This window comes from Halobacillus massiliensis, assembly GCF_900166625.1.
Classification (GTDB): Bacteria; Bacillota; Bacilli; order Bacillales; family Halobacillaceae; genus Halobacillus_A; species Halobacillus_A massiliensis.
Map to the genome: position 1 here is coordinate 2,574,255 of NZ_LT800499.1, position 24,973 is coordinate 2,599,227.

Here is a 24,973-nt window from a genome sequence, read left to right on the forward strand (position 1 = left end):
GTGAAGACCAATGCAGCTTAAAAGAATTGCAGAGCGTATAGAAAAAGCGGATCATATTGCCGTACTGACTGGGGCTGGAGTTTCCACGGCCAGTGGTATTCCTGATTTTCGTTCAAGTACAGGATTATGGACTGAAGAACTCTCGCGTGAGGAATATATGTCAAGTGACTATTTTTTCTCACATCCAGAAGATTTCTGGAAAAAATATAAAGAGATATTTCGGATAAAATTGCTGCAGCAATATGAGCCGAACGAGGTTCATCAATTTATCAAAGAGCTGGAAAACTTAAAAAGGAAAGTATCAGTCATTACTCAAAATGTAGACGGCCTTCATAAAAAAGCAGGCAGTGAAAGGATTATTGAATATCATGGTTCTTTAGATGAAGCGCATTGTCCAGGCTGCGGCGACACCTATAGCTTGGATTTCGTACTAAATCACGAAGTACCTTTATGCACCACCTGTGCTAAGGCTATTAAACCTAATGTTGTATTATTTGGAGATTTAATTACTGAGCACGATGCTGCAGAAGCAGCTATTGATGGAGCTGATTTATTGCTGGTTCTTGGTACGTCCCTTCAGGTAACTCCATTTAGTTTTCTTCCAGATTACGCTGCAAGTCGTGGGGTTTTTTCGATTATAATTAATAAAGAACCAACAATAAAAAACTATATTTTTGATGAAGTGGTGCTCGGAGATTTAACGACTGCAGTGAGAGAATTAAAAACGTATATGCAGTCTTGAAGAATTGCTAGAAAAAAGACTCCCACCGTTTTAAACATTTCGAGACGATTAATTTAAATCGATCCAGGGTACACACTGATTAGCTGGAGGTGTAAAATATGGAGAAACTTAATTTAAGTACAACAGGGATACAAGCAAGCCTCATCGGCTTAGGTACTTGGGCGATAGGCGGTTGGAAATGGGGCGGCACAGACGAGCAGCAATCACTCGACACGATTCATGCCGCTATCGACCATGGCATTAACTTTATAGATACGGCTCCGGTATACGGCTTTGGCCGTTCTGAAGAAATTATCGGTAAAGCTGTAGAGCAGTCTGGAAAACGTGAGGACCTTATTCTTGCTACCAAAACGGGACTTGATTGGAAAGAGGAACAACCATTTAGAAATGGTACTAAAGAAAGAATTCACAAGGAAGTAGAGGATTCTTTAAAAAGACTTCGCACGGATTATATCGATGTATACCAAGTGCACTGGCCGGATCCTCTGACACCGCTTCATGAGACAGCAGAAGTGCTCAATTACTTATATAACCAGGGGAAAATCCGCGCCATTGGTGTCAGTAATTTCACACCAGAACAAATGGACAGTTTTCGCGAAGCTGCACCTCTTCACACGGTACAGCCTCCCTATAACTTATTCGAAAGACAAGCTGAAAATGATGTCCTGCCTTACGGACAGAAACACGAGCTATCAGCAATCACTTACGGTGCCTTGTGCCGAGGACTTCTTTCTGGAAAAATGTCTTCAGACCATAAGTTTGAAGGGGATGACCTTAGAAAGGACGATCCAAAGTTCCAACAGCCTAGATTTGATCAGTATTTAAATGCTGTTAAGGAACTGGACAAGCTGGCTCAGAATAAATTTAATAAGCGAGTGATTCATTTAGCGATTCGCTGGGTGCTTCAGCAGCCAGGAACAGGTATTGCTTTAATGGGAGGCAGACGACCGGATCAGCTTGATGCTATAAAGGAAATACACGATTTCGAAATCGATGAAGATACGATGATAGAAATAGATAACATTTTGGCACAAAATATAAGCGATCCGGCCGGACCAGAGTTCATGGCTCCCCCTGATAAACAGACGTTAGGCATTTAAATTAATAGAACCGGGTGCTTTACACAAGCCCGGTTCTTATTTTTTTGCTACACTATATATGGCAGAAGTCTACTAGGAGGAATACAAAGTGGATATTTTAGTTTGGATTCTTATTGTTTTATTATTTATTGCAAGTTTTGCAAGCCTAATATTTCCGATTATTCCCGGAGCTCTTGTCCTTTGGCTCGGGTTCCTCATGTATCATTTCGTATTGGATCGTACAGAATTAACGATCTTCTTTTGGGGGATCATGATCGTCCTTACAGCCTCACTATTTCTGGCTGATGTAATTGCTAACAGCTTTTGGGTGAAAAAGTTTGGGGGAAGTAAATGGGGAGAGCGTTCAGCCGCAATTGGTGTAATTATCGGTTCTTTTCTCATTCCGCCGTTTGGAATTATTATTGTTCCTTTTTTTGTAGTACTTGTTGTTGAATTATATCAAACACGCTCCGCCGAGAAAGCATTGTCCGCATCCGTCGGCTCATTATTTGGTTTCTTAAGTGGAACTGCAGCAAAAATAGTAATCCAGCTGTTTATGATCATTTGGTTCTTAGTGGAAGTATTAGCATAGAAAAAGGGTGTTTCCGTTGAGCTGTTTGCTCTTGGAAACACCCTTATTTTATTATTCTCTTCCCATCCCTTTAAGAAACTGCATCATCATCGTAATGCTCCGATTGATTTCTGGATCTCTTAAGGATTTTGCCAAATCAAATACAGAAGTTCTGTCATTTAGATCGGCTTTTTGCATTTCTTCCACACCACTATTTAACCTGTTCGTCACTTCTCTTATCGATTTTACATCAAGCTCTACTAAAAGGTAGAAAAGTTCTGGAAGATTTTCCAGCAGAGGGCTGTAGGTTTCTTTGCTGATCTCGTTCACCACATAGCCAAGAGCATCTTTCTTTGAATGAACTAATGCTCTGGCAGTATCTAACGTACCTCCCTCATTTAATGCTTTTAACAATTCAATGGCTGTAAGAATACTATCTTTATTCTCTGCCAAAGCCTGTTTAACTTCTTGATAATCTTTCTCTAATTGTTCCTCTTTCGGGATTTCCAGCCTTTTAATATTCGTAATCGCTTTACCCATCTTTTCTCACCTGATCTCCTGGGAATTCATAGTCATTTCTTTCCCATTTCCCTTCAACAAATACTCCGACTTGCGGCACAGGGTTTCCTCTTCGGTGATTGTTTGGAGGGATCGGGGACTTCCCTTCCTTCTTAAGGACTTCCATTCGAACAGCGATTTCTTTAAAAGCTGGGGTATCGGTATCCTTATCTACACGATTATCGGTAAGCAGGTTAACAGCTGATTTACCGTCAGCACTCATAGGAATAAATATTTCTTTTCCACGCACACGATCAGTAACTGTTACAGTACCGTTAGCCTCTCCAGCCTCAGAAATGAGTAATATTTTGGCTCCTTCGCGAATATTTCTTTCATCAGCCAGCTCTTTGGATACTTCCACAAACGGATAAGGAGTCTTCCTTTTGATTCCTTCTACCTTATAAGTCATATTACCTTCGTGGAAATGCTCGAGAAGGCGGCCGTTGTTAACATGAAGATCATATTCTTCCGTTGTATCGTACATAAGCTCAAACTCAAGAGGGAAGAACTTCGCTTTTCCATCATCAAAAGGAAAACCATCTACAAACAGAAGCGGCGTATCTGTTCCGTCTTCCGCTACAGGCCATTGAAGTGATTCGTACTTTTCCATGCGATCATATGTGACCCCGGCAAATAGCGGTGTCAGCTGTGCAGCTTCTGCCATAATTTCTGATGGATGCTCATAGTTCCAATCTGCTCCCATTTCACGAGCAAGCAGCTGAATAATTTCCCAATCAGGCTTAGATCCTGGAAGGGGATCAAGTGCCTTATAAAGCCGTTGAATTCTTCGCTCTGTATTGGTAAACGTTCCATCTTTCTCAAGGGCAGGCGCAGCAGGCAGGACAACGTCAGCAAACTGTGCAGTTCTCGTTAAAAATAAATCCTGTACAACGAAGAACTCCAGTTTTGCGAGAGCATCTGTTACATAATTAATATTGGCATCTACAATTCCTGTGTCTTCCCCTTTTACGTACATAGCACTTAAGGAGCCATCATGAATGGCTTTAATCATTTCATGGTTATCTTTTCCAGGATCTTTTGGAATTTCACAATTCCATGCCTTTTCAAATTTTGATCTGGCTTCATCATCTTCTGTTTCCTGATAACCTGGAAATAAATTCGGCATACTGCCAAAATCACTGCAGCCCTGCACATTATTATGACCACGAAGAGGATAAGCTCCTGTACCTTCTCTTCGATAATTCCCTGTAACGAGGAGCAGGTTTGAGATGGCTGTACTTGTATCACTACCGCGCATATGCTGCGTGACACCCATTGCCCAGCAAATAGCTACCTTATCAGTATTCGCAATCTCTTCTGCTACTTCAATTAGTTCAGCTTTAGGGATACCTGTCATTTGTTCAGCGTATTCCATTGTAAACGGTTCAAGGCTTTCCCGGTACTCTTCATACCCGTTGACCCATTCGTCAATAAACTTCCTATCTTCCAGTCCGTGATCTAAAATATATTTTGTTACAGCTGACAGCCAGACAAGATCAGTGCCGGACTTCGGCTGATAAAATCGATCGGCTCTAGTGGCCATCTCGTGTTTCCTTAAATCAAATACGAACAGTTTTTGCCCGAATAGTTTCTTCGAACGCTTAATTCTTCCAGCTAAAACGGGGTGGGACTCTGATGTATTTGTACCAATCCCAATAACTAAATTAGCTTTAGCTATATCATCGATTGAACCTGAATCTCCTCCATGACCAACTGTACGGAATAACCCTTTGGTAGCTGGTGACTGGCAGTACCTGGAGCAGTTGTCTACATTATTTGTTCCTATAACCTGACGAGAAAACTTCTGCATTAAATAAGACTCTTCATTCGTTGCTTTGGATGAAGCAATAAATCCTAAATCATCGGCCCCGCGTTTTTCCTTGATTTCATTGAATCGTTTAGCAACATAAGAGATGGCTTCATCCCATTCAACTTCTTCAAAAGAATCTCCTCGCCTGATCAACGGCTTAGTTAAACGTTCCTCACTATTCACATAATCCCAGCCGAATTTTCCTTTTATACACGTAGCGATTCCATTAGCAGGGGACTCCGGCTGTGGATCAATTTTCAAAATTTCGCGATCTTTTGTCCAAACATCAAATGTACAGCCTACGCCGCAGTAAGTACAAACTGTTTTTGTTTTTTCGATACGGCTGTCTCTCATTGAGGCCTCGGTGTCGGAAACAGCAAATAATGGGCCGTATCCGGTCTCTACTTTTTTCGTTAGCTCAATCATATTTTTTAGAATGCCCGGCTCCTGGTCTGTAATAAAACCAGCTTCTCTTTCCATTCCTTTTTCCATCATGGCATTACAAGGACATACGGTAGAACACTGCCCGCAATTGACACAGGAAGACATATCGATTGGCACATCATTATCCCAAATAACCCGGGGCTGCTCTCGTTCCCAATCAATCGTTAAAGTTTCATTTACAGCTACATCCTGACACGCTTCTACACAGCGTCCGCATAAAATGCACTGATCGGGGTCATACCTGTAAAATGAACCTGAATCATCCCGGTTGTAGGGTTTTTCTTTAAATGGACGTGACTGATGTTCGAGGCCCCATTCTGCCATCGTGTTATGAATCTCACATGTTCCATTATTATAATCACATACGGTACAATACAGTTCATGATTCTCTAAAATCCGGTCAAGTGACTCTTTCTGAGCCTTTTGTACGTGAGGCAGTTTTGTCTGTACTTTCATCCCTGCTTCCACTGTTAGGCCACAGGCTCTCTGCAGCTCGCCATTTACTTGAACGATACAGGTGTCACATGTTTCTAATGTACCTAGTGACTCCGTGTAGCAAATCTGAGGAATGTTTTCCGCAGTATCGTTTAACAGGTCAATAAGTTTCTGCCCTGGATCCGCTAAGTATTCCTTTCCATTAACGGTGACTATGGTATGATCTTGTTCGAGCATCCATGAACCCCTCCCCTATATAAATTAATTTCTTGTAAGTCTGTATAAAAATCTATATAAATCCATTCTTACGAGCAGCTGCTTGAAGAATAGATCAGACTCTGATGTCTTCTTTATAACCATATAATTTAAATCGATGCTCTCTGACAGAAAATCAGTTATCTTGAGAAAGCCTCAGAATTATATATGTACTTTTTCTATTCAAGATTAAATCTTCCGACAAATCCCTCCATTATTTTGCAGATATAGTTCCCTTTAACCTATCTACTGACTAATAAAACATAATATTAAAATGAAACAACTAATCGAAGCGTCCAGCTCTTCTGTTTCTAGTAGTATTATAATATTTAATAATTTCTCTTAACATCAAACTCACTAGCAATATCAGAGCTGCTGTTAGCTGAAAGATCCCACCTCCCGCTCCTACCCAGCGGGCATCAAAATGTTCGAGCAGCCACCCGGTCCCATACATAATGATACCCATATTAATATTTGTAGCAGAATCAAGGAAGCCGAAAACTTTCCCCTGATCGCTCGGCTTCGTATGCATCATAATTAAACTATCCAGACTTGCATTAGTCACACCGCCTGCTAAAGAAATAAGAATAAACGCCACTACTGCCTTTTCTATAGTTGAAGACTGGCTCGCTAATATGTGCATCATGCCCTCAATAAAAATTGTAAAAATCGCGGCTAATAAATACTTTCTTTTGATTAATTGAACCACCCAAAAACTTAAAACCAACCCTGTTCCTAAAGAACCGTATAACAGACCGACACCTAAGTCTCCAAGATTAAACGTAATGGCTCCGTAATAACTGATTAATACATTAATAATTCCATCAGCGACTGAAAGGGTTAATTGTATAATGATTACCCACCATACTATTTCTTCTAAAGAACGTATCCAATGTCCCGGTAGATTCTCTTTGTTTTCCTTCCTTTGAAGAGGGAGGGGCGGGATTTTTCTTAATAACCAGGCAGATGCAAAAAAGGTCGCCGCGTTAAGATAAAAAGAAGCATTATGACTAACAAAGAATGCAACAATGCCTCCGCCCACTGAGCCGGCTATAAGTACGACTCCAATCATTACTTGCTCGAGTGCATTTACTTTTATAAGATGTTTCTTTTCAACTAAACCACCAATACTGCTTTTTCGAATCGGTGAGTAAAATGCCTCTCCGCAAGCCAGAAGGAAGACCCCTACATAGATCATCCATAAATCACTCTTATTACTTATAAGCAAAAATGATAGTGCAATAGGAACACGTAAAAGATCTGTCGTAATAAGCAGTGTTTTACGATTCAACTTGTCCGCCAGTTTACCACCGAGCGGAGACAGCAGCAAAAACGGAATTACTCTTAATCCCATAACCATTCCTACTGCAAGTCCTGAGCCTGTATATTCCAGAATCAAGGCCAGCACGGCGACTTGACTGAAGCGGTCACCTACACCGCTTATCAACCCAGCCCCAAAAAATCTTGTGTATGGATGTTTCTTCAACATCATCCCTCCCCCCTTAATTAGATATATATCTAATTAGTTACCCAAAGAAAAAGCTTCGATTTAATCGAAGCCTTACAGACGCTTTACGACGACTGGCCACATTTCTGATGGATTCAATTCGTACTGCCCCTTTTCCCTGTACATGTAGCCCTGCATGATCCACTCTCTTCTTACAGTGGCATAATCATCAAAGAAGTTAAGGATTTGTTCATTAATTTCCTGCTCGCTATATGTTTTGCCCATTTCAAAATCCTGAACAAAATAAGAAAGGACGATCAGTTTCTTTTTAAGCTGGCTCGGCATCTGCTTCAGTTTTCCTTCCTTCGTTAAAAAGTTGCGAAGGATCTTCTGCTGATCTAGTTCAGATACAAATAACTCTTCTTGTTTCACTTCATCATCCCCTAATCTCAAGATTGCGGTTGACATAAACTCAAGCTTCTTTTCATCTAAGTAAAAATAAATCGTATTCCTATCCCGCCTGGCATACACCATTCCCGTATCTCGCAATTTTTTTATATGATGGGTAATCGTTGGAGCACGCAGACCAAGTTTATGAGCAATAGCCTGACCATGGAGCGGTCCTTTTTTCAGTAGTGTTAAAATCCGAAGACGGGTTGTATCTCCAACTGCTTTGTAAAAATTCACCATCCGGTCCAGCTGCATAATGTCACCTCATTAAATAATCATCTAATTAGACATTAATCTAATAATTAATTTATGTCAATGAAAATTCTGCCGAGAAAATCCCGGCAGAAGTCTGGCTTGTCTTTTTACTTTAAAAGATTTAATCTAATAAACATTGGGGAGGGAATAGGAATGAGTATCATTTTAAAGCGTATTTATGAGGAAAAAGGTGATGTGACTAAAGGAAACAGAATTCTTGTGGACCGCGTATGGCCAAGGGGTATTTCAAAAAATGCCGCCAAACTTGATGATTGGGCAAAAGACCTTGCTCCAAGTCCCAGTCTCAGAAAATGGTTTAATCACGAACCTGAAAAATTTGAAGAATTTTCAAAACAGTACCGATCAGAAATTCAGCAGGATCACCATAAGCTTTCTCTGCTAAATAGACTGAAAGAAAAATCAAAAACTGAACGTGTAATACTCCTGTACGGATCTAAAAATACAAAATTCAATCATGCTGTTGTGCTTAAAGAAATGATGAGAAAATGATAGAAAAAAACCGAAGACGGGAAGTCCAAACCGTTAATATGTCGTAAACCATGTCCATTTCTGCAGATGATAAGTTACATATCGAAGAGGGGTAAGTTTGTCTTGATACTCCTCATATTCTGTCGTAAAATGACCGTTTTCATTATTCCATATCCGCTTAAAATAGCTGTCAACTTCATGGAAAACTTCTTCTCCGCTCTGTCCGCTTATTTTTAGATTAGACTCAAGATTTAAGTTTGCCAGATTACGCCTTGTAAAATTTGCTGATCCAGCAATAATGACTTGTTCCTCTTCTTTATCGATGTAAAGCATTTTCGTATGGTACTGTTCTTTATTAATGTCATACCATCTGATCCTTAAGTTTTCATGGCCGAGCTCCTGAATCTCTGCAGCGACCGGTAAATTGGGTACCCCTGTTTTCTTATTACCAAACGCCATCGTGTTAGGGTCAAGCACGATATTTACTTTAGCGCCTTTTTCAGCAGCTTTATCAAGTAAATCCACTATTTTTCGGTCGGCTAAATAAAACATTCCCAGCCAAATCGTATCGTCTGACTTAACTTCCCCCAGCTCATTTAGGATAGCTTCATAAATTTTCCCTTCTGTTAAGTACTGGACGTTCAAATCCCCTTCCTCTGCTTTAAAAGCATCAGGATTATAATCTGGAAATTTCACATCAGCAGCAGAGTATTCCACGACCGCTTTTTCTGCTTCCAAGAGATCCTTAAGTATAGGCCCAGTGACTTTAAAGGCCACATTTTCATGAAAACTGCTCTCATTATGAGGATTTCCTGTTGAAACTATTCCCGCATTTTCCGTAACCACTACTTTTCGATGATTCGCTTTAATATTCATTAGCTTTAAATATGAACGTAAGGTCACTTCGGGAGCATCACTGGCAAACGGGTTAGGTATCCATCCTTTATTTCCTGTACCCATCCAGCTGAAGAACACACGCCATACACTTGAATAGAGGGGATTAGAATCACGGAGCTGATTCAAGTCTGTGAGGACAACTTCGATTCCATTGTCTTTTAATGCTTTCATTTCTTTAGAAACATAGGAGCCGTATCCTGTATTAACCTGATCAGTTATAAATATAATCTCCAGCTCAGGATGTTTTTTCTTCTGTTGAATTAGACGGTTTGTAAGCTCGTCAGCTAGCGGCACAAAGTCCCGGTTCTCACTTGTATAGGAATTAAATAAAAACATATCCAGTACGACAAATTCTTCTGCTTCTGATATTAGCTCATACATTTCATTAAATGTTTCAAGCTCATGAACTGTTTTTCCTGCCTCATCTTCATATGTTAAATCTTTAAAAAATTCAATATCAGAGATGTTATGAACCTCCCCTTTATAATTTGTCCCTGCCGGCAGGCTTTTCCACGAGGTATGATAAGCTATAACGATAGATAGTATCATTCCTAATCCCAATAAAAACTTAAACCATTTTTTCCGATAAACTTGCAACATCTTTTCCAAAAGACATACCTCCACTCTCTCGCTTATTATAAGTAAGAGAACAGAAAAAAACACCTGATATCATAGATAGATACCTATGAACCAGGTGTAACTCCTTATTTTGCGGATTTAAATGGCTTGTCTTTGTTTAGAGATAACTCTGTCATCCTGCGTTTATTAGAAGCAATAATATATACAGCGATAGTGCTTATGATAGCCACTATAATCGAACCAATATTAAAAATTCCTTTCTCTGCAGTCCATACAATGGTATAACCTAGAGCACCAGCGAACATTGCATAATACAGAAACGGGAAGATGGTTTTTCGTATGATATCGCCTTCTTTTCCAACCAACCCTACGACCGCACAGGCTGCTACTACATTGTGAACACAAATCATATTCCCAGCAGCTCCGCCTACAGCCTGAAGGGCTACAATCCAGTTGGCATTAACACCGATTTGGGACCCAACATTATATTGAAACAAAGAAAACATCATGTTGCTGACTGTATTGCTTCCGGCAATAAAGGCACCAAGTCCACCTACAAATGTAGAAAACAGCGGCCAGAAATCACCGGTCAGGTTAGCTACTCCTGTAGCAAGTTCCATAGGCATGCTTTCATAGCCTGCCAAGCCGCCTTCACTATTTAAAAACACCTGAACCATTGGTACTGTAAAAATCAATGCGGCCGATGCCGGAATCATCGTTTTAGCTGAGTGAGTCAAAGCTTTTTTGTAGGCTCCTGTGCTCATTTGGTGGATGATAAAAGTGATAAGGGAAACTAAAACAAATACCGTCCCCGGTGAATGAAGCGGCTGAAAGCTGGCTGTAATCGATGTCCCGAAGATGTTATTTAGCTCCAGAGTCCATGATGTGATCCATTCGTTTAATGGCAGCGCTTTCAATCTTGTTAACACTAGAATAAGTCCAATTAATAAATAGGGCGTCCATGCTCGGATCATCGACATTCTTCCACTTTTATGTGTTACATCTTTAATTTCAATTCTTCCGGTCCAGGAAGGGTCCCATTGGGACTGTTCATCGAAATCCCATTGCTGATCTTTAGGAGGCATTAGGAAACCTTTTTTAGCAGCCGGTATTACGATCGCAAGCCCTACAAGGCCGCCGATTAACGATGGAAATTCAGGACCTAGAAGGTTGGCAACTAAAACATATGGAATCGTCATTGCAAAGGCTGCAAACAGAGCGAATTTCCATATTTGAAGGCCTTCACTAAAAGATTTATTTTTACCAAAAAACCTTGTCATTAATGCTACAACAAATAACGGAACAAGTGTCCCTGTAATAGCATGAATAATAGCAACTTGACCAGCGATTCCTGTAACAAGAGACAAAAAGTTGTCTGTAATCGAGGCGTCAGCAGCAAGACCTGTCTGAACACCTACAAGTACAGGAGTTCCTACTGCACCAAATGATACAGGTGTACTTTGAATGACCATACCAGCCACTACAGCTGCCATCGCTGGAAATCCTAATCCGACAAGCAGCGGCACAGCTACAGCTGCGGGAGTACCAAAACCGGCTGTTCCTTCAATAAATGACCCAAACAGCCAGGCGACAATAATGACCTGGACCCTCCGGTCAGGGGAAATATCGATAAAACCTTCACGGATGGTTTTTATTCCACCGCTTTCCTGCAGCGTATTAAGGAGAAGAATCGCCCCAAATATAATGTATAAAAGCGTAGCAGCAACGACAAGTCCGTTAACTGAAGCAGCAGCCACTACGGCCCCCGGGACCTGCCAGACAAAAAGTGCCAGCAGAACAGCAACTATGTAGGAGATCGGCATGGCTTTACTCGCCGGCCACCTGAGACCTACGAGGAAGATCCCTACGGCAACAATCGGGAGTAATGACAGCATTGCTAAGGTACCAGTATTCATTTCTCACCCTCCATTTTTAAATATAGGTGCCAGGTACTGACTAATCCTCTATCAGTACCTGGATCCAAAAAAGTCTACTTGTTACCCGATACAGCTGCAGACGTTCTTATCAGCTGATTTTTCAATGTGCCAATCTGCTCGATCGTACACTCCACGTCATCGCCTTCTGAAATAAAATGAGCACCAAGGGGGCTTCCCGTCAAAATGCAGTCACCCGGTTTTAATGTCATGATTTTTGATAAATAGGACACCATCTCTTTTAATGGAACAATCATCAAAGATGTAGGGCTGTTTTGCTTTTCTTCCCCATTTATATAGGCTTTTACAGAAATCTCAGAAGGATCAAGTTCTGTTTCCAAACAGGGACCTAAAGGTGTAAACGTATCGAATGATTTTCCAAGTGTCCAGTGACCATCTTCATGGAAGAACTGGGGAGCGGTAACATCATTTCCAACCGTATACCCAAATATATAATCGAGCACTTCTTCTTTTTCTACATTTCTCATCTCTTTTCCAATGACAACGGCCAGCTCTGACTCAAATTTCACTTCCTCGATTAGTTCTGGAATTTCAATTTCAGCTCCCGGGCCAACTACAGAAGAGGAAGGTTTAAAGAAAAATACAGGGAGCTCCGGAAGTTTTTCAGGAAGATCACTTTCTTTTCCTACATAGTTAGCTCCGATGCCGATTACTTTACCCGGTTCGATAGGAGCCAGGAGTTCTGCCTCCTTCTCTGCAATGATTTCACCCGTATACTCCCAGTCTCCATAAATGTCTCCTGTAATTAAATGAATGCCTTCCTGTCTAAGTTCTCCATATTGAACTTTCCCAGCATTACTAAGACGCACCAATTTCATCGTAATTCCTCCTTATTCAATTAACAGCTACCGTGTCTTTGACTATTTTTTTAACATCCATACAACGGCTCGGGGTGGGGAAGAGCTTGCCTTTGTTTAAAAGATCTTCTGGATTAAACACTTCCCTTAAACGAGTCTGAGCATCGAGTTCGTCATCTGTAAAAATAAACCGCATTTCTTCTTTTTTCTCAATACCGACTCCATGTTCACCTGTAATCGAGCCGCCCACATCTGCACAGGCTTTTAGACAAGCGGTACCAGCTTCTAAGGCTTTTTCTGTCTCTCCGTCTAATCTCGCATCAAATAAGATTAGCGGATGAAGATTTCCGTCGCCTGCATGGAAGATATTAGCGATTCTTAACCCGGATTCTGCACTTATTTCGGCAATTCTATCCAGCACTTCCGGAAGCCGGCTTCTCGGGATAACCCCGTCCTGTACAAGGTAATCTGGTGAAATGGCCCCCATAGCTCCAAACCCTGTTTTTCGATTGGCCCACCATTTCCCTCTTTCTTCTTCACTTTGAGCAACTTTTACCTCTCTTACATTTCTTGCTTTACATACCGTAAGGATTTGCTCAATTTGTTCATCAATCCCAGCCACAACGCCATCTACTTCAATCAGCAGTAAAGCTTCGATATCTTTAGGGTGGCCTACAGGGAACGCTCCGGCTTCTACCCCTTCAATCGCTGTTTTGTCCATCATTTCCAAAGCAGCCGGTACAATACCCGCTGATATTATATCGGATACCGCCAGGCTTCCATCTTCTACGTTATTAAAATAAGCAAGAACGGTTTGTTTTCCTTCCGGGTTCTTAAGAATCCTGACAGTAATTTTCGTTACAATTCCAAGGGTGCCTTCTGACCCGGTCAGCAGCCCGATTAAATCATACCCTGGTGCATCTGGAACTCCGCCTTCACTAATCTCAATCACTTCTCCATTAGGAAGGACGACCTCCAGACCTAAAATATGATTGGTGGTCACCCCGTATTTCAAACAGTGTGCGCCACCGGCATTTTCGGCCACATTGCCTCCTATTGTACACACATACTGACTCGATGGATCTGGCGCATAGTAATAACCTTTGTGGGCAATTGAATTGGTCAGCTTCAGATTTACAAAACCTGGCTGAACAACAGCCTGCCGGTTTTCAAAGTCCACACTTATCAGCTTTTTCATTTTACTTAAACTGATGATCACTTCCTGATTCATTGGAATGGCTCCACCGCTAAGTCCAGTTCCTGCCCCACGGGCAAGAAAAGGCAGGTTGTTTCTATGACAATAGCGAACGATTTCAGCAACTTCTGATGTATCGCCAGGAAAAACCACTGCTTTAGGTAAAGCTTTGTGTACTGTGAACCCATCGGAATCATAGGATATAAGGTCTTCATCAGCAAAAAGGATTTCTTTAGGCCCGACAATTTCGGCCAGATTCTTAATATGAACGTCTGGATAGGTCTGTTTCTTCTTTTTGCCAAACATTAGTGATCACCCTTTTTGAGGAAATAATTCTTTCTGTTTTGCCCGCTCGTTCTGCTCGTCTTCCTTATAAGCCCAGTCGAGAAGCTGGACAGTATGGACAATTTCACTTCTTCTGCCAAATTTCTGTACACCCATAGCCATTTGAAGCATGCATCCCGGATTTCCCATAGAAATCATTTCCACTTCTTCTGGGACGTTTTCCATTTTCCTATCAAGCACAGCCTCGGCCATTTCAGGATTTGTAATATTATAGACTCCTGCACTCCCGCAGCACATATCAGCGTTTGCCATTTCTTTATACTCAACCCCCGGTATATCCTGAAGCAGCTTACGGGGTTCATGCCGGACTCCTTGACCATGAGCCAGATGGCAAGCATCATGATAGGTGATTTTCTTATGAACCGGACTTTTCGGCTTCTCGTATCCGGTATCATAAAGGTATTTAGAAATATCTTCTACTTTCTCAGAAAACCTCTCTGCTCTTTCTTTCCATTCCGGTTCATCTTTAAATAATTCCGGATATTCTTTAAGCGCACAGCCGCAGCCAGCTGCATTAACGATAACTTTCCCTGAATCTTCAAATGCTTCAATGTTCTGCTTTGCGAGCTTCCTTCCCATATCTCGGTCGCCAGCGTGCACATGTAAAGCTCCACAGCATGTCTGCTTCTTTGGTATCTCTACATCATTGTTGTTATGTGTAAGTACATCAATCGTAGACTGATTGATGTCACTGAACATAATATCCATTATGCAGCCAGTCAGCATAGATACTTTAGCTTTAGGTGTTCCCCGGGCTGGAATAAATTCTGTATCTTTGTATTTTTTTTGTACAGACTGCTTTACTTTTGGCATAATGGCTTCCATATTCGCTAAGTGGGAAGGCATAACCTTCAGTGCTCCCGTTTTTCTCACAACGGATTGAAGCCCGCTCCTTTGATAGATTTTTAATAGATTACTAACTGTATGCATTCTTTTTGGATGTGGAAATAAATCTTTTAAGAATAAGCTGCTCACGGATGCCTTCCATCCTTTTAACGGAACTGCCTGGCGGATCTGCCCCCGAGCTTCTTCAATAAGACCGCCGACGTCGACGTTAGCTGGACAGGCTGTCGTACAGGCTCTGCAGTCAAGACATTGAAACACTGGATCTGCGAATTGTTCATTGACATTGATTTTCCCTTCGGCAACTGACTTAATTAAGTGAACCCTTCCTCTGGGTGAATGTTGTTCCTGTCCTGTTTCTAAATAAGTAGGGCACGATTCAAGACACATGCCGCAATGAACACAATCTGCCCATTTATGAGGGTCTGGATGATCCTTTAATAAGTAATTTGTTAGCCGGTTATCATACTCAGAACATGGCGGATCGTTTTTTTCCAGTACGTTTGTACCGCTGGTTTCCATCTATATCCCTCCTACGAATCTCTGATGATTCAGCGTGTTGTTAGGATCAGCCTTTTCCTTAATTCCTTGAAGAAGAAAGAAATAAGCCGGGTTATGCCCCCAGACGTCCGTTTCTTTCCGCCATTCATAAGGCATGTGTTTAATTACGGCATGCCCTTTTCTCTTCTCGGCTTCAGCACGGAGCTTCTTAATAGCGGCTGTAACGCCGTCCTTATTACCTGTTAAAATGACGTAAGAAATTCCGTGTCCTGTCCCGCCGTGGCTTTCTACATGCTCTAACCCTTCGTCCTCAAGCTTCTGTGCCTCATGTATTATTTCAAAAACATCCATGTTTTTAGTGCTTATCTTTAGTACTGCCTGGTTTTGTTTTGCAGAAAGGCTGTTAGGGACTGCATTAGAAAACGAGCTCCAGAATGCGCATGCTTCTTCCCCGTTTACTATTTTGATTGGTAATCCTTCTGGAATATTAGCTTCAATCCATGTTTCCTGATAACGCACCGAATTTTCAACGTCCTCTAAGCCGATCAGCAGATGAAAGCTTTCCTCATTTAAAATTCGTTTTGAAAAAGCTGGATTCATAATCTCCAATGTAACCGGTTCCAACATAGAATCCTGAATGCTTTTGGAAAACGCGCGCAGGTCATCCAGCTTTCCTGAAGGAACTTTAATCTGTATGAGACTCTCACACTTAGGAACAGGGCGAAGCTTCATTGTAATTTCTGTGATTACACCCAATGTGCCCATAGACCCTATGAAAAGCTTATTCATGTCATAGCCTGCAACATTTTTAACTACTTTCCCTCCTGTACGGGTAAGTGTCCCATCAGGATACACAATCCTTAAACCTATTACCTGGTCTCTCGCTGATCCATATTTCATTCGTTTAGGTCCGCTTTCATTAGCGGCAATGACACCGCCGATCGTAGCGTCTGCCGGCCAGTTTGGATCAAGGGAAACCATCTGGCCGAAATCTTTTAAAAAATCCTGCAGTTCTTGTATGGTCGTTCCCGAACGGACAGTAACTGTCATATCTCCGGCGGTATGTTCTACGATACCTTTATAATCAGCGAGAGAAAGAACGATATCATAATCATTCTTTAATCCTCCGTATCCTCTTTTCGTCCCTCCAGAGACAACAGTTACTTTATCTCCTGCCTGATTTGCTTTCTTTAAGATTTCAGAGATTTCCGACTCACTCACCGGGAAGTACTTTAGTGTTCCGTTATTCCCAAATCCATTAATTGTACTTTGTAAGACATCCTTTGTTTCCATCTGTTACACCTCTTTTAGTCAGGTAATTCGGATGCTTTATAAAAGAAGCCACTAACTGTCGTTAATGGCTCCTTATCACTTATCAACCTTTCGCATATTCCTTTGCTTTCATTTCTAATCGGCGACGGTGCAGAATTGGTTCTGTATAACCGCTAGGCTGTTCTACACCTTTGAATATTAATTCACGGGCAGCCTGAAATGCGATGGAGCTGTCATAATCAGCGGCCATGGAACGATACTCTGGGTCATCTGCATTCTGTTCATCCACTACTTTTGCCATCCGTTCTAAAGTCTCTGTCACCTGGTCTTCTGTGCATATCCCATGATGAAGCCAATTTGCAATATGCTGACTGGATATTCTTAAAGTAGCGCGATCTTCCATAAGGTTAATATTATTGATATCCGGAACTTTCGAACAGCCGACCCCATGCTCTACCCATCGGACAACATATCCAAGAATTCCTTGAGCGTTATTGTCTAATTCTTCCTGAATTTCTTCCTGTGACCAATTTGGATTTTCGGCGACAGGAATCTGCAGGATTTCTTCCCTGTAGTTATCATCACTCGTAGTCCACTCACTTTGAACGTCAGCTACATCGATCTTGTGATAATGAAGAGCATGAAGTGTCGCAGCAGTCGGAGAAGGCACCCACGCTGTATTTGCACCCGCCTTCAGCTGTCCATCTTTTTGTTCAAGCATCGCAACCATCATATCAGGCATAGCCCACATCCCTTTACCGATTTGAGCTTTTCTCCTGAATCCGCTCTTAAGTCCTGTCGTTACATTGGATTTTTCATAAGCGTTCAGCCAGGTGGAGTTTTTCATTTCTCCTTTCCTGATCATAGGGCCAGCTTCCATCGAGGTATGAATTTCATCACCAGTTCGGTCAAGGAAACCTGTATTAATAAAAGCCACCCTGTCTTTAACTTTACTGATACACGCTTTTAAGTTAAGTGTTGTACGGCGCTCTTCATCCATGACTCCAATTTTTAACGTATTTCGTTTATAGCCGAGGAGGTCTTCCGTTCGTTTGAACAGATCTTCTGCAAAAGCTACTTCTTCAGATCCATGCATTTTTGGTTTGACAATATAAACAGAACCTTCTCTGGAATTCCTGTAGCGCCCGTTTTGTAATACATCATGTTTTGCAATTAAACCCGTAATAACTGTATCTAGAATCCCCTCAGGGACCTCATCACCATTTTTATCAAGCACCGCGTTGTTGGTCATTAGGTGGCCCACGTTACGGGCAAACATTAGAGAACGGCCGGGAAGCGTTAACTCTCCGCCATCGGGACGTGAGTAAGTTCGATCAGCGTTCAGTTCACGAGTTACCTCTCCATCTCCTTTTTTGAAGGTAACTGAGAGATCTCCTTTAATAAGTCCGAGGTAGTTTCTATAAACCAGCACTTTATCTTCTGCATCGACAGCCGTGACTGAATCTTCAAAGTCCATAATAGTGGTAAGCGCGGACTCTACCAGAATATCTTTCGCTCCTGCCTTATCTGTTCGGCCAATGGCATCTTCGCGATCGATTTGAATTTCTAGATAAATGCCATTGTTTTTTAATAGAATGGCCTGAGGTTCTTCCTCGTTTCCGTTATAACCAGCAAACTTAGAATCCTCTTTCAGCCCTGTCACATGTCCGCCCTCAAGCTGAACTGACAGCCGGCCGTTCTTCACTTTATAGGCTTCTACATCCTTATGTGAACCTTCTTTCAAAGGGACTGTCTCATCAAGAAATTGCTTTGAATAGTTAATAACCTTATCTCCCCTTACAGGGTTGTAGGCTCCTTTAACTTCCGCTCCATCTTCCTCTGAAATAGCATCGGTGCCATAAAGAGCATCATAAAGACTTCCCCAGCGGGCATTCGCAGCGTTTATAGCGTAGCGTGCGTTATTTACCGGAACGACCAGTTGAGGCCCTGCCTGTAGAGAAATCTCTTCATCAACGTTCTCGGTATTGATCTCAAAATCTTCAGCCTCTTCTTCAAGATAATTTAATTCTTTTAAAAAGGACTGGTAATTCTCAGCATTAAAGCTCTTGTTCTCTTTATGCCAGGAGTCAATTTGGCTTTGAATATCTTCGCGCTTTTTTAAAAGTTGTTTGTTTTCCGGTGCGAGATTTAGAACAATAGCTTCTAGCCCTGTCCAAAAGTCTTCACTGGTTATTCCGCTTTCCGGAATTGCTTCATCATTAATAAATTCATAAAGTTCAGGAGCTACTTGTAAACTTCCTAGCTGCACGTAGTCTTTCATCGCTCTTCCTCCTATAAAGTAATTTGATAGATATGGACTAAAAAAAACGCTTCCAAGATTCCGAATTTTCTATCCATTCCTTACCACTTATCTTATAATAGAAGTAAATATATCTAAAATATATATTTGGAATTTACATTATTCCATTTAGTTATAACACAGACTTTTCAGGGTTTTCCTGTTGTAAAACAGAACGAAAATGGTAAAAATGGAGTGATTTTTGTGGATATTCGTCATTTGGAATATTTCTCTGAGGCTGCCAAGCAGCTGAGCTTTACTAAAGCAGCAGCAACTCTTCACGTTTCTCAACCCTCATTAAGTAAAGCTATTAAACAACTCGAAGACGAATTAGGTGTCCCGCTTTTTTATCGTTCCAAACAGCTTGTATTAACAGATGCCGGAAAAGCTGTACTAATTAACGCAAAAAGTGTCCTGGATGCCTTTCATAATTTAAATTCCGAGTTAAAGGATGTAAAGGATTTAAAGAAAGGCGAGATAAAAATTGGCATTCCACCAATTATTGGAGCCGCATTCTTTTCTTCGGTGATTTCCCGTTATAAGGAAAAACACCCGGAAGTCAAGCTGCTTTTAAACGAGGTAGGTTCAAAAATGATTAAACAAGGGGTAGAAGACGGTTCTCTTGATATCGGACTAATCTGCAACCTTCCTCATAGAAAAGAAGAAATGTTTGAAATCATTGAGGTTATTCATGATCCACTTACACTCGTCACTGATAGAGACCACCCGCTTGCAGCTAAAGAATCCATAGATGTAAGTGAGCTGGAAAACGAACCATTTATCTTATATCGTGAAGATTTTACTCTGCACGATAAAATATTAGAGGAATGTGCCAACAAAGGTTTTCATCCGAACATTGTCTGTCAGAGCTCTCAGAGAGATTTTATGATTGAAATGGTTGCAGCCAAGCTCGGATGTGCCCTATTGCCGAGCAAAATTGCTGGTAATATTATTGATCCTATGCTGGCCGTAATTCCTTTAAAGAATTCTAATCTTAGCCTGGAGCTTGGGATGGTATGGAAAAAAAATAAGTATCTTCCGTTTGCCGTTCGAGAATTCATAGATATGTCCACACACCTTCTGGCTGGAGAAGAAATGTCTATATATTAGCAGTGTAGTCCCGAAAATAATTTTCTTAAAATGAAAAACCCCCGAACGCTGCAGCACGGGACTACAGCGTTCAGGGGTTATTTTATACATTATTCAAGCGTTTTGAGTGAGCAGTGACGGCCTCTTATAGAATAAGAGCCCGATCACAATTGAACTTAAAACAAAAGCAGGAAGCATATACCCGCCATTATAGACTAGAGAATAAATCCAGACAGGCTGGCCGGGTGGAGCAAACTCACCATAAAATACAATACCAGCAATGAAATGACCGAGAAAACGCAGAAGGCTCCCGACAAATGCGCCAGCCACCATCCACGTAATCATTCTTTTTAAATTTCTAGTTTTTGCTGCTTCCCATACAGGTTTAGCGAAAATTCCAGCAAGACCGATTACTCCAAAAGCAACGATATAATCAAGAAATGCCTGCACAGCTGTTAGGATATAAGCTCCTGTTAAGATTTGATAGAATCCCAGCAGCAGACCTGTCATCACTCCTCCCTTTAACCCCCAGCGAAAGGCCATTATAAATACCGGCACCATTGCAAAAGATACAGAGCCTCCCTGTGCCCAAAGCTTAAAAGATAAAAATGGCAGAATATCTAGTAAAATAGCTAAAGCTGAAAAAATAGCAATTTCCACTAAAAATAGAACACCTTTATTTCTCATTTTGCAGTCCTCCCTTTTATGCGCACAAAAAAAGCAATGCCAAAGGGAAGCTTCCTGATGGAGGAGTCCCGTGCATCGCCATCAAAAAAGCCACCATCCCTGCGCCAGTACTAACTGACAGGTTCGAAGGGTCTGAACATCACGCGTTCACTCTCAGCTCTAAACGGCTCCCCTTGAAGGCTTAGTATTCGTTTGCTTTTCTTGCTATATAATCTATTATATCGAAATCTTTATATCGTGACAAATAAAGCTTTATGGAACAATGGTTACAGGCTTAATCGTTGACTGCATTACATTTTGGCTCACGCTGCCAAGCAGAGCACCTCTCACACGTCCGACCCCGCGGGTCCCCATTATGATGGCCTGTATGTCTTCATCTCTTGATTCTTCCAAAATCACCTGATCCGGCAAGCCTACCCTTTTTCTAAATGTGTAAGCGACACCGGATTCTTTTAAAATGCCTTCTGCTTTTTCAAACGCTCGTTTGGCAGCTTCGTCATGAAACGCCCTGATCTGATGATCTGTTGTAAACTTACGGACGTTTCTCGTATTATAGTTAAATTGCACGTTAAGAACAATTAACTCAACGCCCGTATGTTCCGCCATGTCAATGGCATGCTGTAAAGCGCGCAGGGATCCTGATGAACCGTCAAATGGAACAAGCAATTTGGTTGTCATAATTAACCCCTCCCTTACCTCTATTATACTCGAAAACCTGCGTAAGAGGAGGGTTCCTTTTTATTACTTGGCATTTGAATAAGCTACGATAAATTCCAGGCTTCGTTCAATAATTATATCCTGATCCCCATCAAGTGTGGCTACATGATAACTATTTTCAAGGTGAATGAGTTCCTTATGTTCGGATAGGACCGTATCAAAAATCATCTCTGAATTATCAGGCGGCACTACATGATCTTCTTCAGATACAAAAATAAGCATAGGACAGTGGATTTCTCCCAGCGTATCGTGTATTTTTCCCATCAGCCTGTTCAGCTGACTGATAGCAGCGACAGGCGTCTTATCATAGGCAAGTTCGTAGACACCCGGCTTTTTAATATCAGAACCGATAGCGTCTATAAAACGCTCGTCCGAATTTTCTGCTGTATTTTCCATATCTGGAATATCTATGGCAGGATTAATCAGAATAGTCCCTGATATATCTTTGTGCTTCAGTGCGGCATATAGAGCGAGGGTACCTCCCATCGACAAGCCGGCCGCAAAGATTTTCTTGCACCTTTTAGTAAGCCAGTCATAAGCTTCATCTATAGAATCCATCCAATCTTCATAAGTGCTCTTCTCCATGTCTTCCGGGGCTGTGCCATGTCCTTGCAGACGAGGACAGGCAACTGTATAGCCTTCATTGGAAAAAGCATCAGCCAAAGGCTTTATACTTTGCGTTGTCCCGGTAAAACCATGGGAAATTAGAATCCCCACTTCATTTCCTTCCCGATAAATCGCTTGTGCTCCTTCTAAAACTGTATATTTTTTCATTTATTGACGTTCTCCTTCTTTCCCAAGATATTATTTAAGACTACTTTTTCAAGCAATCCCCACGGGAGTATATTTTTCAAGAAAACATTTAATCTTACACCAGGTCCTATTGGATATCTCAGCTTTTTAAGGCTGTCACTTGACGCAAGCTTTGTCATAAGGTCTGCGACTCTCCTTGGGTCTTCCCTCTCCTCATTATTTAACGCCCTCCAAATGCCTTTTACATAATCCTGGTAAGGAGACTTAGGATCATAGACCGCCCGGGGAAGGTCCATTCCTGATGACCATATATTTGTTTCAAAAGAACCAGGTTCGATAAGAGCGACATCGATCCCAAATGGTTTAAGCTCGAAACGAAGACTTTCAGATAATCCTTCAAGTGCATGTTTTGAACTAACATAGGCGGATAGCCCTGGAAAACCAATTAAACCGCTGACACTGCTTACGTTAATAATTTTTCCATATTGCTGTCTTCTCATTTTAGGCACAACTGCCTGTATCAGCTGGATCACGCCAAATACGTTGGTCTCAAACTGCCTGCGGTAATCATTTACAGGTATCTGTTCTAAAAACCCTCCAATAGCGAAGCCCGCATTGTTAATGAGCACGTCCACGCGCTCAAGCTGTTCTATACGATCTCTAAATTCTTGTAGCAAAGCTTCTTTAGTAACATCCAGACGCCAGACTTGTATTCTATCTTTCACAGATTTTTCTAATCCAGCCTGTTCAAAAATCTTTAATTTCTTTTCATTTCTTATCGTGGCAAAGACATTCATTCCTTTTTCTGCACACTTGATTGCCGCATGATAGCCAAAACCGCTCGTTGCTCCTGTTATGATAACTGTCGGCTGCATAACTTTCTCCTTTTCATTTAATATTAGGTAATTTCATGTCTACGCTTTGTTTACCTTTTTTTGAACACTCTTAATCTTACGTTTTGACGAATTGTACGGCATTATAATAAAATGTGAAGATGTATGAAAGAGAGGTGAATGAATTGCCCTTAATTAAGCTGCAACAGTATTCGTTTAAATATCAGATGGTAAGACTTGAAGATATTCATTTTATTAAGTTATACTTGGACGATTTAAACGGGGTGAAAATAACCGCTCCTACCCAAAAGCCATGGAATAAAGTAGAAGCTTTCCTAATGAAGAAAGAAGATTGGATACTTGAAAAATGGAAAAATATCCATCCTGATTTATATGAGAATGAAGAATCTAACCGCCTTCCATATCTTGGCCGAAAGTACAAGCTTTTGCTTTCCGCTGATCAAGTAGATGAACCTCTATTTATTTTTTCAAAAGGCAGATTTATTTTTACATACCCAGAAAATTATAATAAAGTTGAATGCTTGGCCATGTTAAACAAACACCGGGAGAAATGGCTCAAAAATAAAGCAGCAGAAAAGTTCGCTCTATTAACAGAAGTCCCAGTCTCAGTTGAAGAAGACTACTTTAGACTGGGAAAAAAAGAGAAAGATGCAATCCTTTTAAACTGGCGTTTGATACATCGGTCTAAGAGAGATATTTCCAGGCACATTGAAGACTTGAAGCATGAAAAAACATTTTAAAAAACTTGTAAGAGAATGTAGTCTGAAACCTCCATTAACATATAAAAAGCTGTAGAAAAACGTTTGTTTTTCTACAGCTTTTTTTAAATAAATAATAATAAACTCAAGGCCATGACAGCCATACCGGCTACGACCCCGTATATCGACAGGTGTTCCTCCCCGTACCTTCTGGAAGCAGGAAGCAGTTCATCCAATGAGATAAATACCATGATACCGGCCACTCCGGCAAATAGTACTCCGAACATAACATCGTTTAAGAAAGGCATAAGTATGAGATAGGCTACAAGAGCTCCAATAGGTTCTGAAAGGCCTGATAAAAAGGAAAGCTTAAAAGCTTTTTTCTTATCCCCTGTGGCGAAATAAACAGGAACTGATACAGCAATCCCTTCTGGAATATTGTGAATAGCAATAGCTGCAGCGATCGCTATTCCTAATGAAGGATCTTGAAGTGCGGAAGTAAAAGTTGCAATTCCTTCTGGAAAATTATGAATGGCGATGGCCAGGGCTGTAAAAGTCCCCATTTTCAGCAGTTGTGCATCATTAGCCGCTGACTTAGGTTTTTCCATATCCTCGACTACCTTGGGTTCATGAGGATTGCCCTGCTTAGGAATAAACTTATCAATGACAGCAATTACTAACATCCCACCAAAAAAGCTGGCTACGTTAATCCAATGTCCAGTTCCGTGCCCTAAGGCCTGAACGAGAGAATCCTGGGCTTTAAAAAATATCTCCACCATAGATACATAAATCATGACACCAGCTGAAAAGCCTAACGCCAGTGATAGGAAGCGAGTATTTGTCGTAGAAGTAAAAAAGGCTAATAAACTTCCTATACCTGTTGCCAAACCAGCCATAAGTGTGAGGCCGAAAGCGAACAATACATTCTCCATTTCCATTCCTCTCTTTCTATCTGAT

General features: G+C 41.2%; 22 protein-coding genes and 1 riboswitch. Of the genes, 6 read left to right on the top strand and 16 right to left on the bottom strand.

Annotated features, from left to right (window positions below):
- The first annotated feature begins 10 nt into the window (after positions 1-10).
- The 3 genes from B7E06_RS12870 (at position 11) to B7E06_RS12880 (ending at position 2,413) form a co-directional block, all read left to right on the top strand.
- Entirely contained in the window at positions 11-742 is a 732-nt protein-coding gene (locus B7E06_RS12870; RefSeq protein ID WP_082234377.1) for an NAD-dependent protein deacylase, read from the top strand.
- Between the two features lie 98 nt (positions 743-840).
- On the top strand, positions 841-1,842 hold the full coding sequence (locus B7E06_RS12875) for an aldo/keto reductase (RefSeq protein WP_082234378.1): 1,002 nt from the start codon (positions 841-843) through the stop codon (positions 1,840-1,842).
- Positions 1,843-1,930: 88 nt separating this feature from the next.
- Complete coding sequence (locus B7E06_RS12880; protein ID WP_082234379.1) at positions 1,931-2,413, top strand: DUF456 domain-containing protein; 483 nt, start codon at positions 1,931-1,933, stop codon at positions 2,411-2,413.
- Between the two features lie 51 nt (positions 2,414-2,464).
- Here B7E06_RS12880 and B7E06_RS12885 read toward each other — a convergent pair whose 3' ends face one another.
- The 4 genes from B7E06_RS12885 to B7E06_RS12900 all read right to left on the bottom strand — a co-directional run bounded on the left by B7E06_RS12885 (position 2,465) and on the right by B7E06_RS12900 (position 8,046).
- Entirely contained in the window at positions 2,465-2,932 is a 468-nt protein-coding gene (locus B7E06_RS12885) for a helical membrane plugin domain-containing protein (protein ID WP_082234380.1), read from the bottom strand.
- Positions 2,925-5,876 (bottom strand): formate dehydrogenase subunit alpha, encoded by a 2,952-nt coding sequence (fdhF, locus tag B7E06_RS12890; protein ID WP_082234381.1) that lies wholly within the window; start codon positions 5,874-5,876, stop codon positions 2,925-2,927. Before fdhF ends, B7E06_RS12885 begins: the two co-directional genes overlap by 8 nt.
- A gap of 301 nt (positions 5,877-6,177) precedes the next feature.
- Entirely contained in the window at positions 6,178-7,383 is a 1,206-nt protein-coding gene (locus B7E06_RS12895; protein WP_179134048.1) for an MFS transporter, read from the bottom strand.
- Positions 7,384-7,455: 72 nt separating this feature from the next.
- Positions 7,456-8,046, bottom strand: coding sequence for a DUF2087 domain-containing protein (locus B7E06_RS12900; protein ID WP_082234383.1), 591 nt, complete (start codon positions 8,044-8,046; stop codon positions 7,456-7,458).
- Positions 8,047-8,199: 153 nt separating this feature from the next.
- Here B7E06_RS12900 and B7E06_RS12905 point away from each other — a divergent pair, with 153 nt between their 5' ends.
- Positions 8,200-8,556, top strand: coding sequence for a DUF488 domain-containing protein (locus B7E06_RS12905; protein WP_082234384.1), 357 nt, complete (start codon positions 8,200-8,202; stop codon positions 8,554-8,556).
- 33 nt (positions 8,557-8,589) lie between these two features.
- On the opposite strand, the gene B7E06_RS12910 is transcribed toward B7E06_RS12905, so the two are convergent.
- The 7 genes from B7E06_RS12910 to B7E06_RS12940 form a co-directional block, all read right to left on the bottom strand.
- Complete coding sequence (locus tag B7E06_RS12910) at positions 8,590-10,032, bottom strand: phospholipase D family protein (protein ID WP_179134136.1); 1,443 nt, start codon at positions 10,030-10,032, stop codon at positions 8,590-8,592.
- A 104-nt stretch (positions 10,033-10,136) separates the two neighbouring features.
- Positions 10,137-11,927, bottom strand: a complete 1,791-nt coding sequence (locus B7E06_RS12915; RefSeq protein WP_082234386.1) for an L-lactate permease — start codon at positions 11,925-11,927, stop codon at positions 10,137-10,139.
- A gap of 74 nt (positions 11,928-12,001) precedes the next feature.
- Positions 12,002-12,784, bottom strand: a complete 783-nt coding sequence (locus B7E06_RS12920; protein WP_082234387.1) for a fumarylacetoacetate hydrolase family protein — start codon at positions 12,782-12,784, stop codon at positions 12,002-12,004.
- Between the two features lie 16 nt (positions 12,785-12,800).
- A complete protein-coding gene (locus B7E06_RS12925; protein ID WP_082234388.1) occupies positions 12,801-14,264 on the bottom strand; it encodes an FAD-binding oxidoreductase in 1,464 nt (487 codons plus the stop codon).
- Between the two features lie 6 nt (positions 14,265-14,270).
- Entirely contained in the window at positions 14,271-15,668 is a 1,398-nt protein-coding gene (locus tag B7E06_RS12930) for a (Fe-S)-binding protein (protein WP_082234389.1), read from the bottom strand.
- The gene (locus tag B7E06_RS12935) at positions 15,669-16,940 is read right to left on the bottom strand and encodes an FAD-binding oxidoreductase (protein ID WP_082234390.1); all 1,272 of its coding nucleotides are present in this window, start codon (positions 16,938-16,940) and stop codon (positions 15,669-15,671) included.
- Between the two features lie 82 nt (positions 16,941-17,022).
- Positions 17,023-19,200: a malate synthase G gene (locus B7E06_RS12940; RefSeq protein WP_082234391.1), complete on the bottom strand. Its 2,178-nt coding sequence runs from the start codon at positions 19,198-19,200 to the stop codon at positions 17,023-17,025.
- 222 nt (positions 19,201-19,422) lie between these two features.
- On the opposite strand from B7E06_RS12940, the gene B7E06_RS12945 reads away from it, so the two are divergent.
- Complete coding sequence (locus tag B7E06_RS12945; RefSeq protein WP_082235999.1) at positions 19,423-20,328, top strand: LysR substrate-binding domain-containing protein; 906 nt, start codon at positions 19,423-19,425, stop codon at positions 20,326-20,328.
- A 93-nt stretch (positions 20,329-20,421) separates the two neighbouring features.
- On the opposite strand, the gene thiT is transcribed toward B7E06_RS12945, so the two are convergent.
- The 4 genes from thiT to B7E06_RS12965 all read right to left on the bottom strand — a co-directional run bounded on the left by thiT (position 20,422) and on the right by B7E06_RS12965 (position 23,339).
- Positions 20,422-20,994: an energy-coupled thiamine transporter ThiT gene (gene thiT / locus B7E06_RS12950; RefSeq protein ID WP_082234392.1), complete on the bottom strand. Its 573-nt coding sequence runs from the start codon at positions 20,992-20,994 to the stop codon at positions 20,422-20,424.
- Between the two features lie 79 nt (positions 20,995-21,073).
- Positions 21,074-21,178: riboswitch (TPP riboswitch) on the bottom strand.
- 68 nt (positions 21,179-21,246) lie between these two features.
- Positions 21,247-21,672 carry a universal stress protein gene (locus B7E06_RS12955; protein ID WP_082234393.1) on the bottom strand — a complete coding sequence of 142 codons (426 nt, stop codon included), beginning with the start codon at positions 21,670-21,672 and terminating at the stop codon, positions 21,247-21,249.
- Positions 21,673-21,735: 63 nt separating this feature from the next.
- Positions 21,736-22,485 carry an alpha/beta hydrolase gene (locus tag B7E06_RS12960; RefSeq protein ID WP_082234394.1) on the bottom strand — a complete coding sequence of 250 codons (750 nt, stop codon included), beginning with the start codon at positions 22,483-22,485 and terminating at the stop codon, positions 21,736-21,738.
- Positions 22,482-23,339 (bottom strand): SDR family oxidoreductase, encoded by an 858-nt coding sequence (locus tag B7E06_RS12965; protein ID WP_218672918.1) that lies wholly within the window; start codon positions 23,337-23,339, stop codon positions 22,482-22,484. The genes B7E06_RS12960 and B7E06_RS12965 overlap by 4 nt, the downstream gene beginning before the upstream one ends.
- Before the next feature lie 143 nt (positions 23,340-23,482).
- Between B7E06_RS12965 and B7E06_RS12970 the strand changes: the two genes are divergently transcribed.
- The gene (locus tag B7E06_RS12970) at positions 23,483-24,058 is read left to right on the top strand and encodes a YgjP-like metallopeptidase domain-containing protein (protein WP_179134049.1); all 576 of its coding nucleotides are present in this window, start codon (positions 23,483-23,485) and stop codon (positions 24,056-24,058) included.
- An 83-nt stretch (positions 24,059-24,141) separates the two neighbouring features.
- On the opposite strand, the gene zupT is transcribed toward B7E06_RS12970, so the two are convergent.
- Positions 24,142-24,948, bottom strand: coding sequence for a zinc transporter ZupT (gene zupT / locus B7E06_RS12975; protein WP_143414494.1), 807 nt, complete (start codon positions 24,946-24,948; stop codon positions 24,142-24,144).
- Between the last annotated feature and the right edge of the window lie 25 nt (positions 24,949-24,973).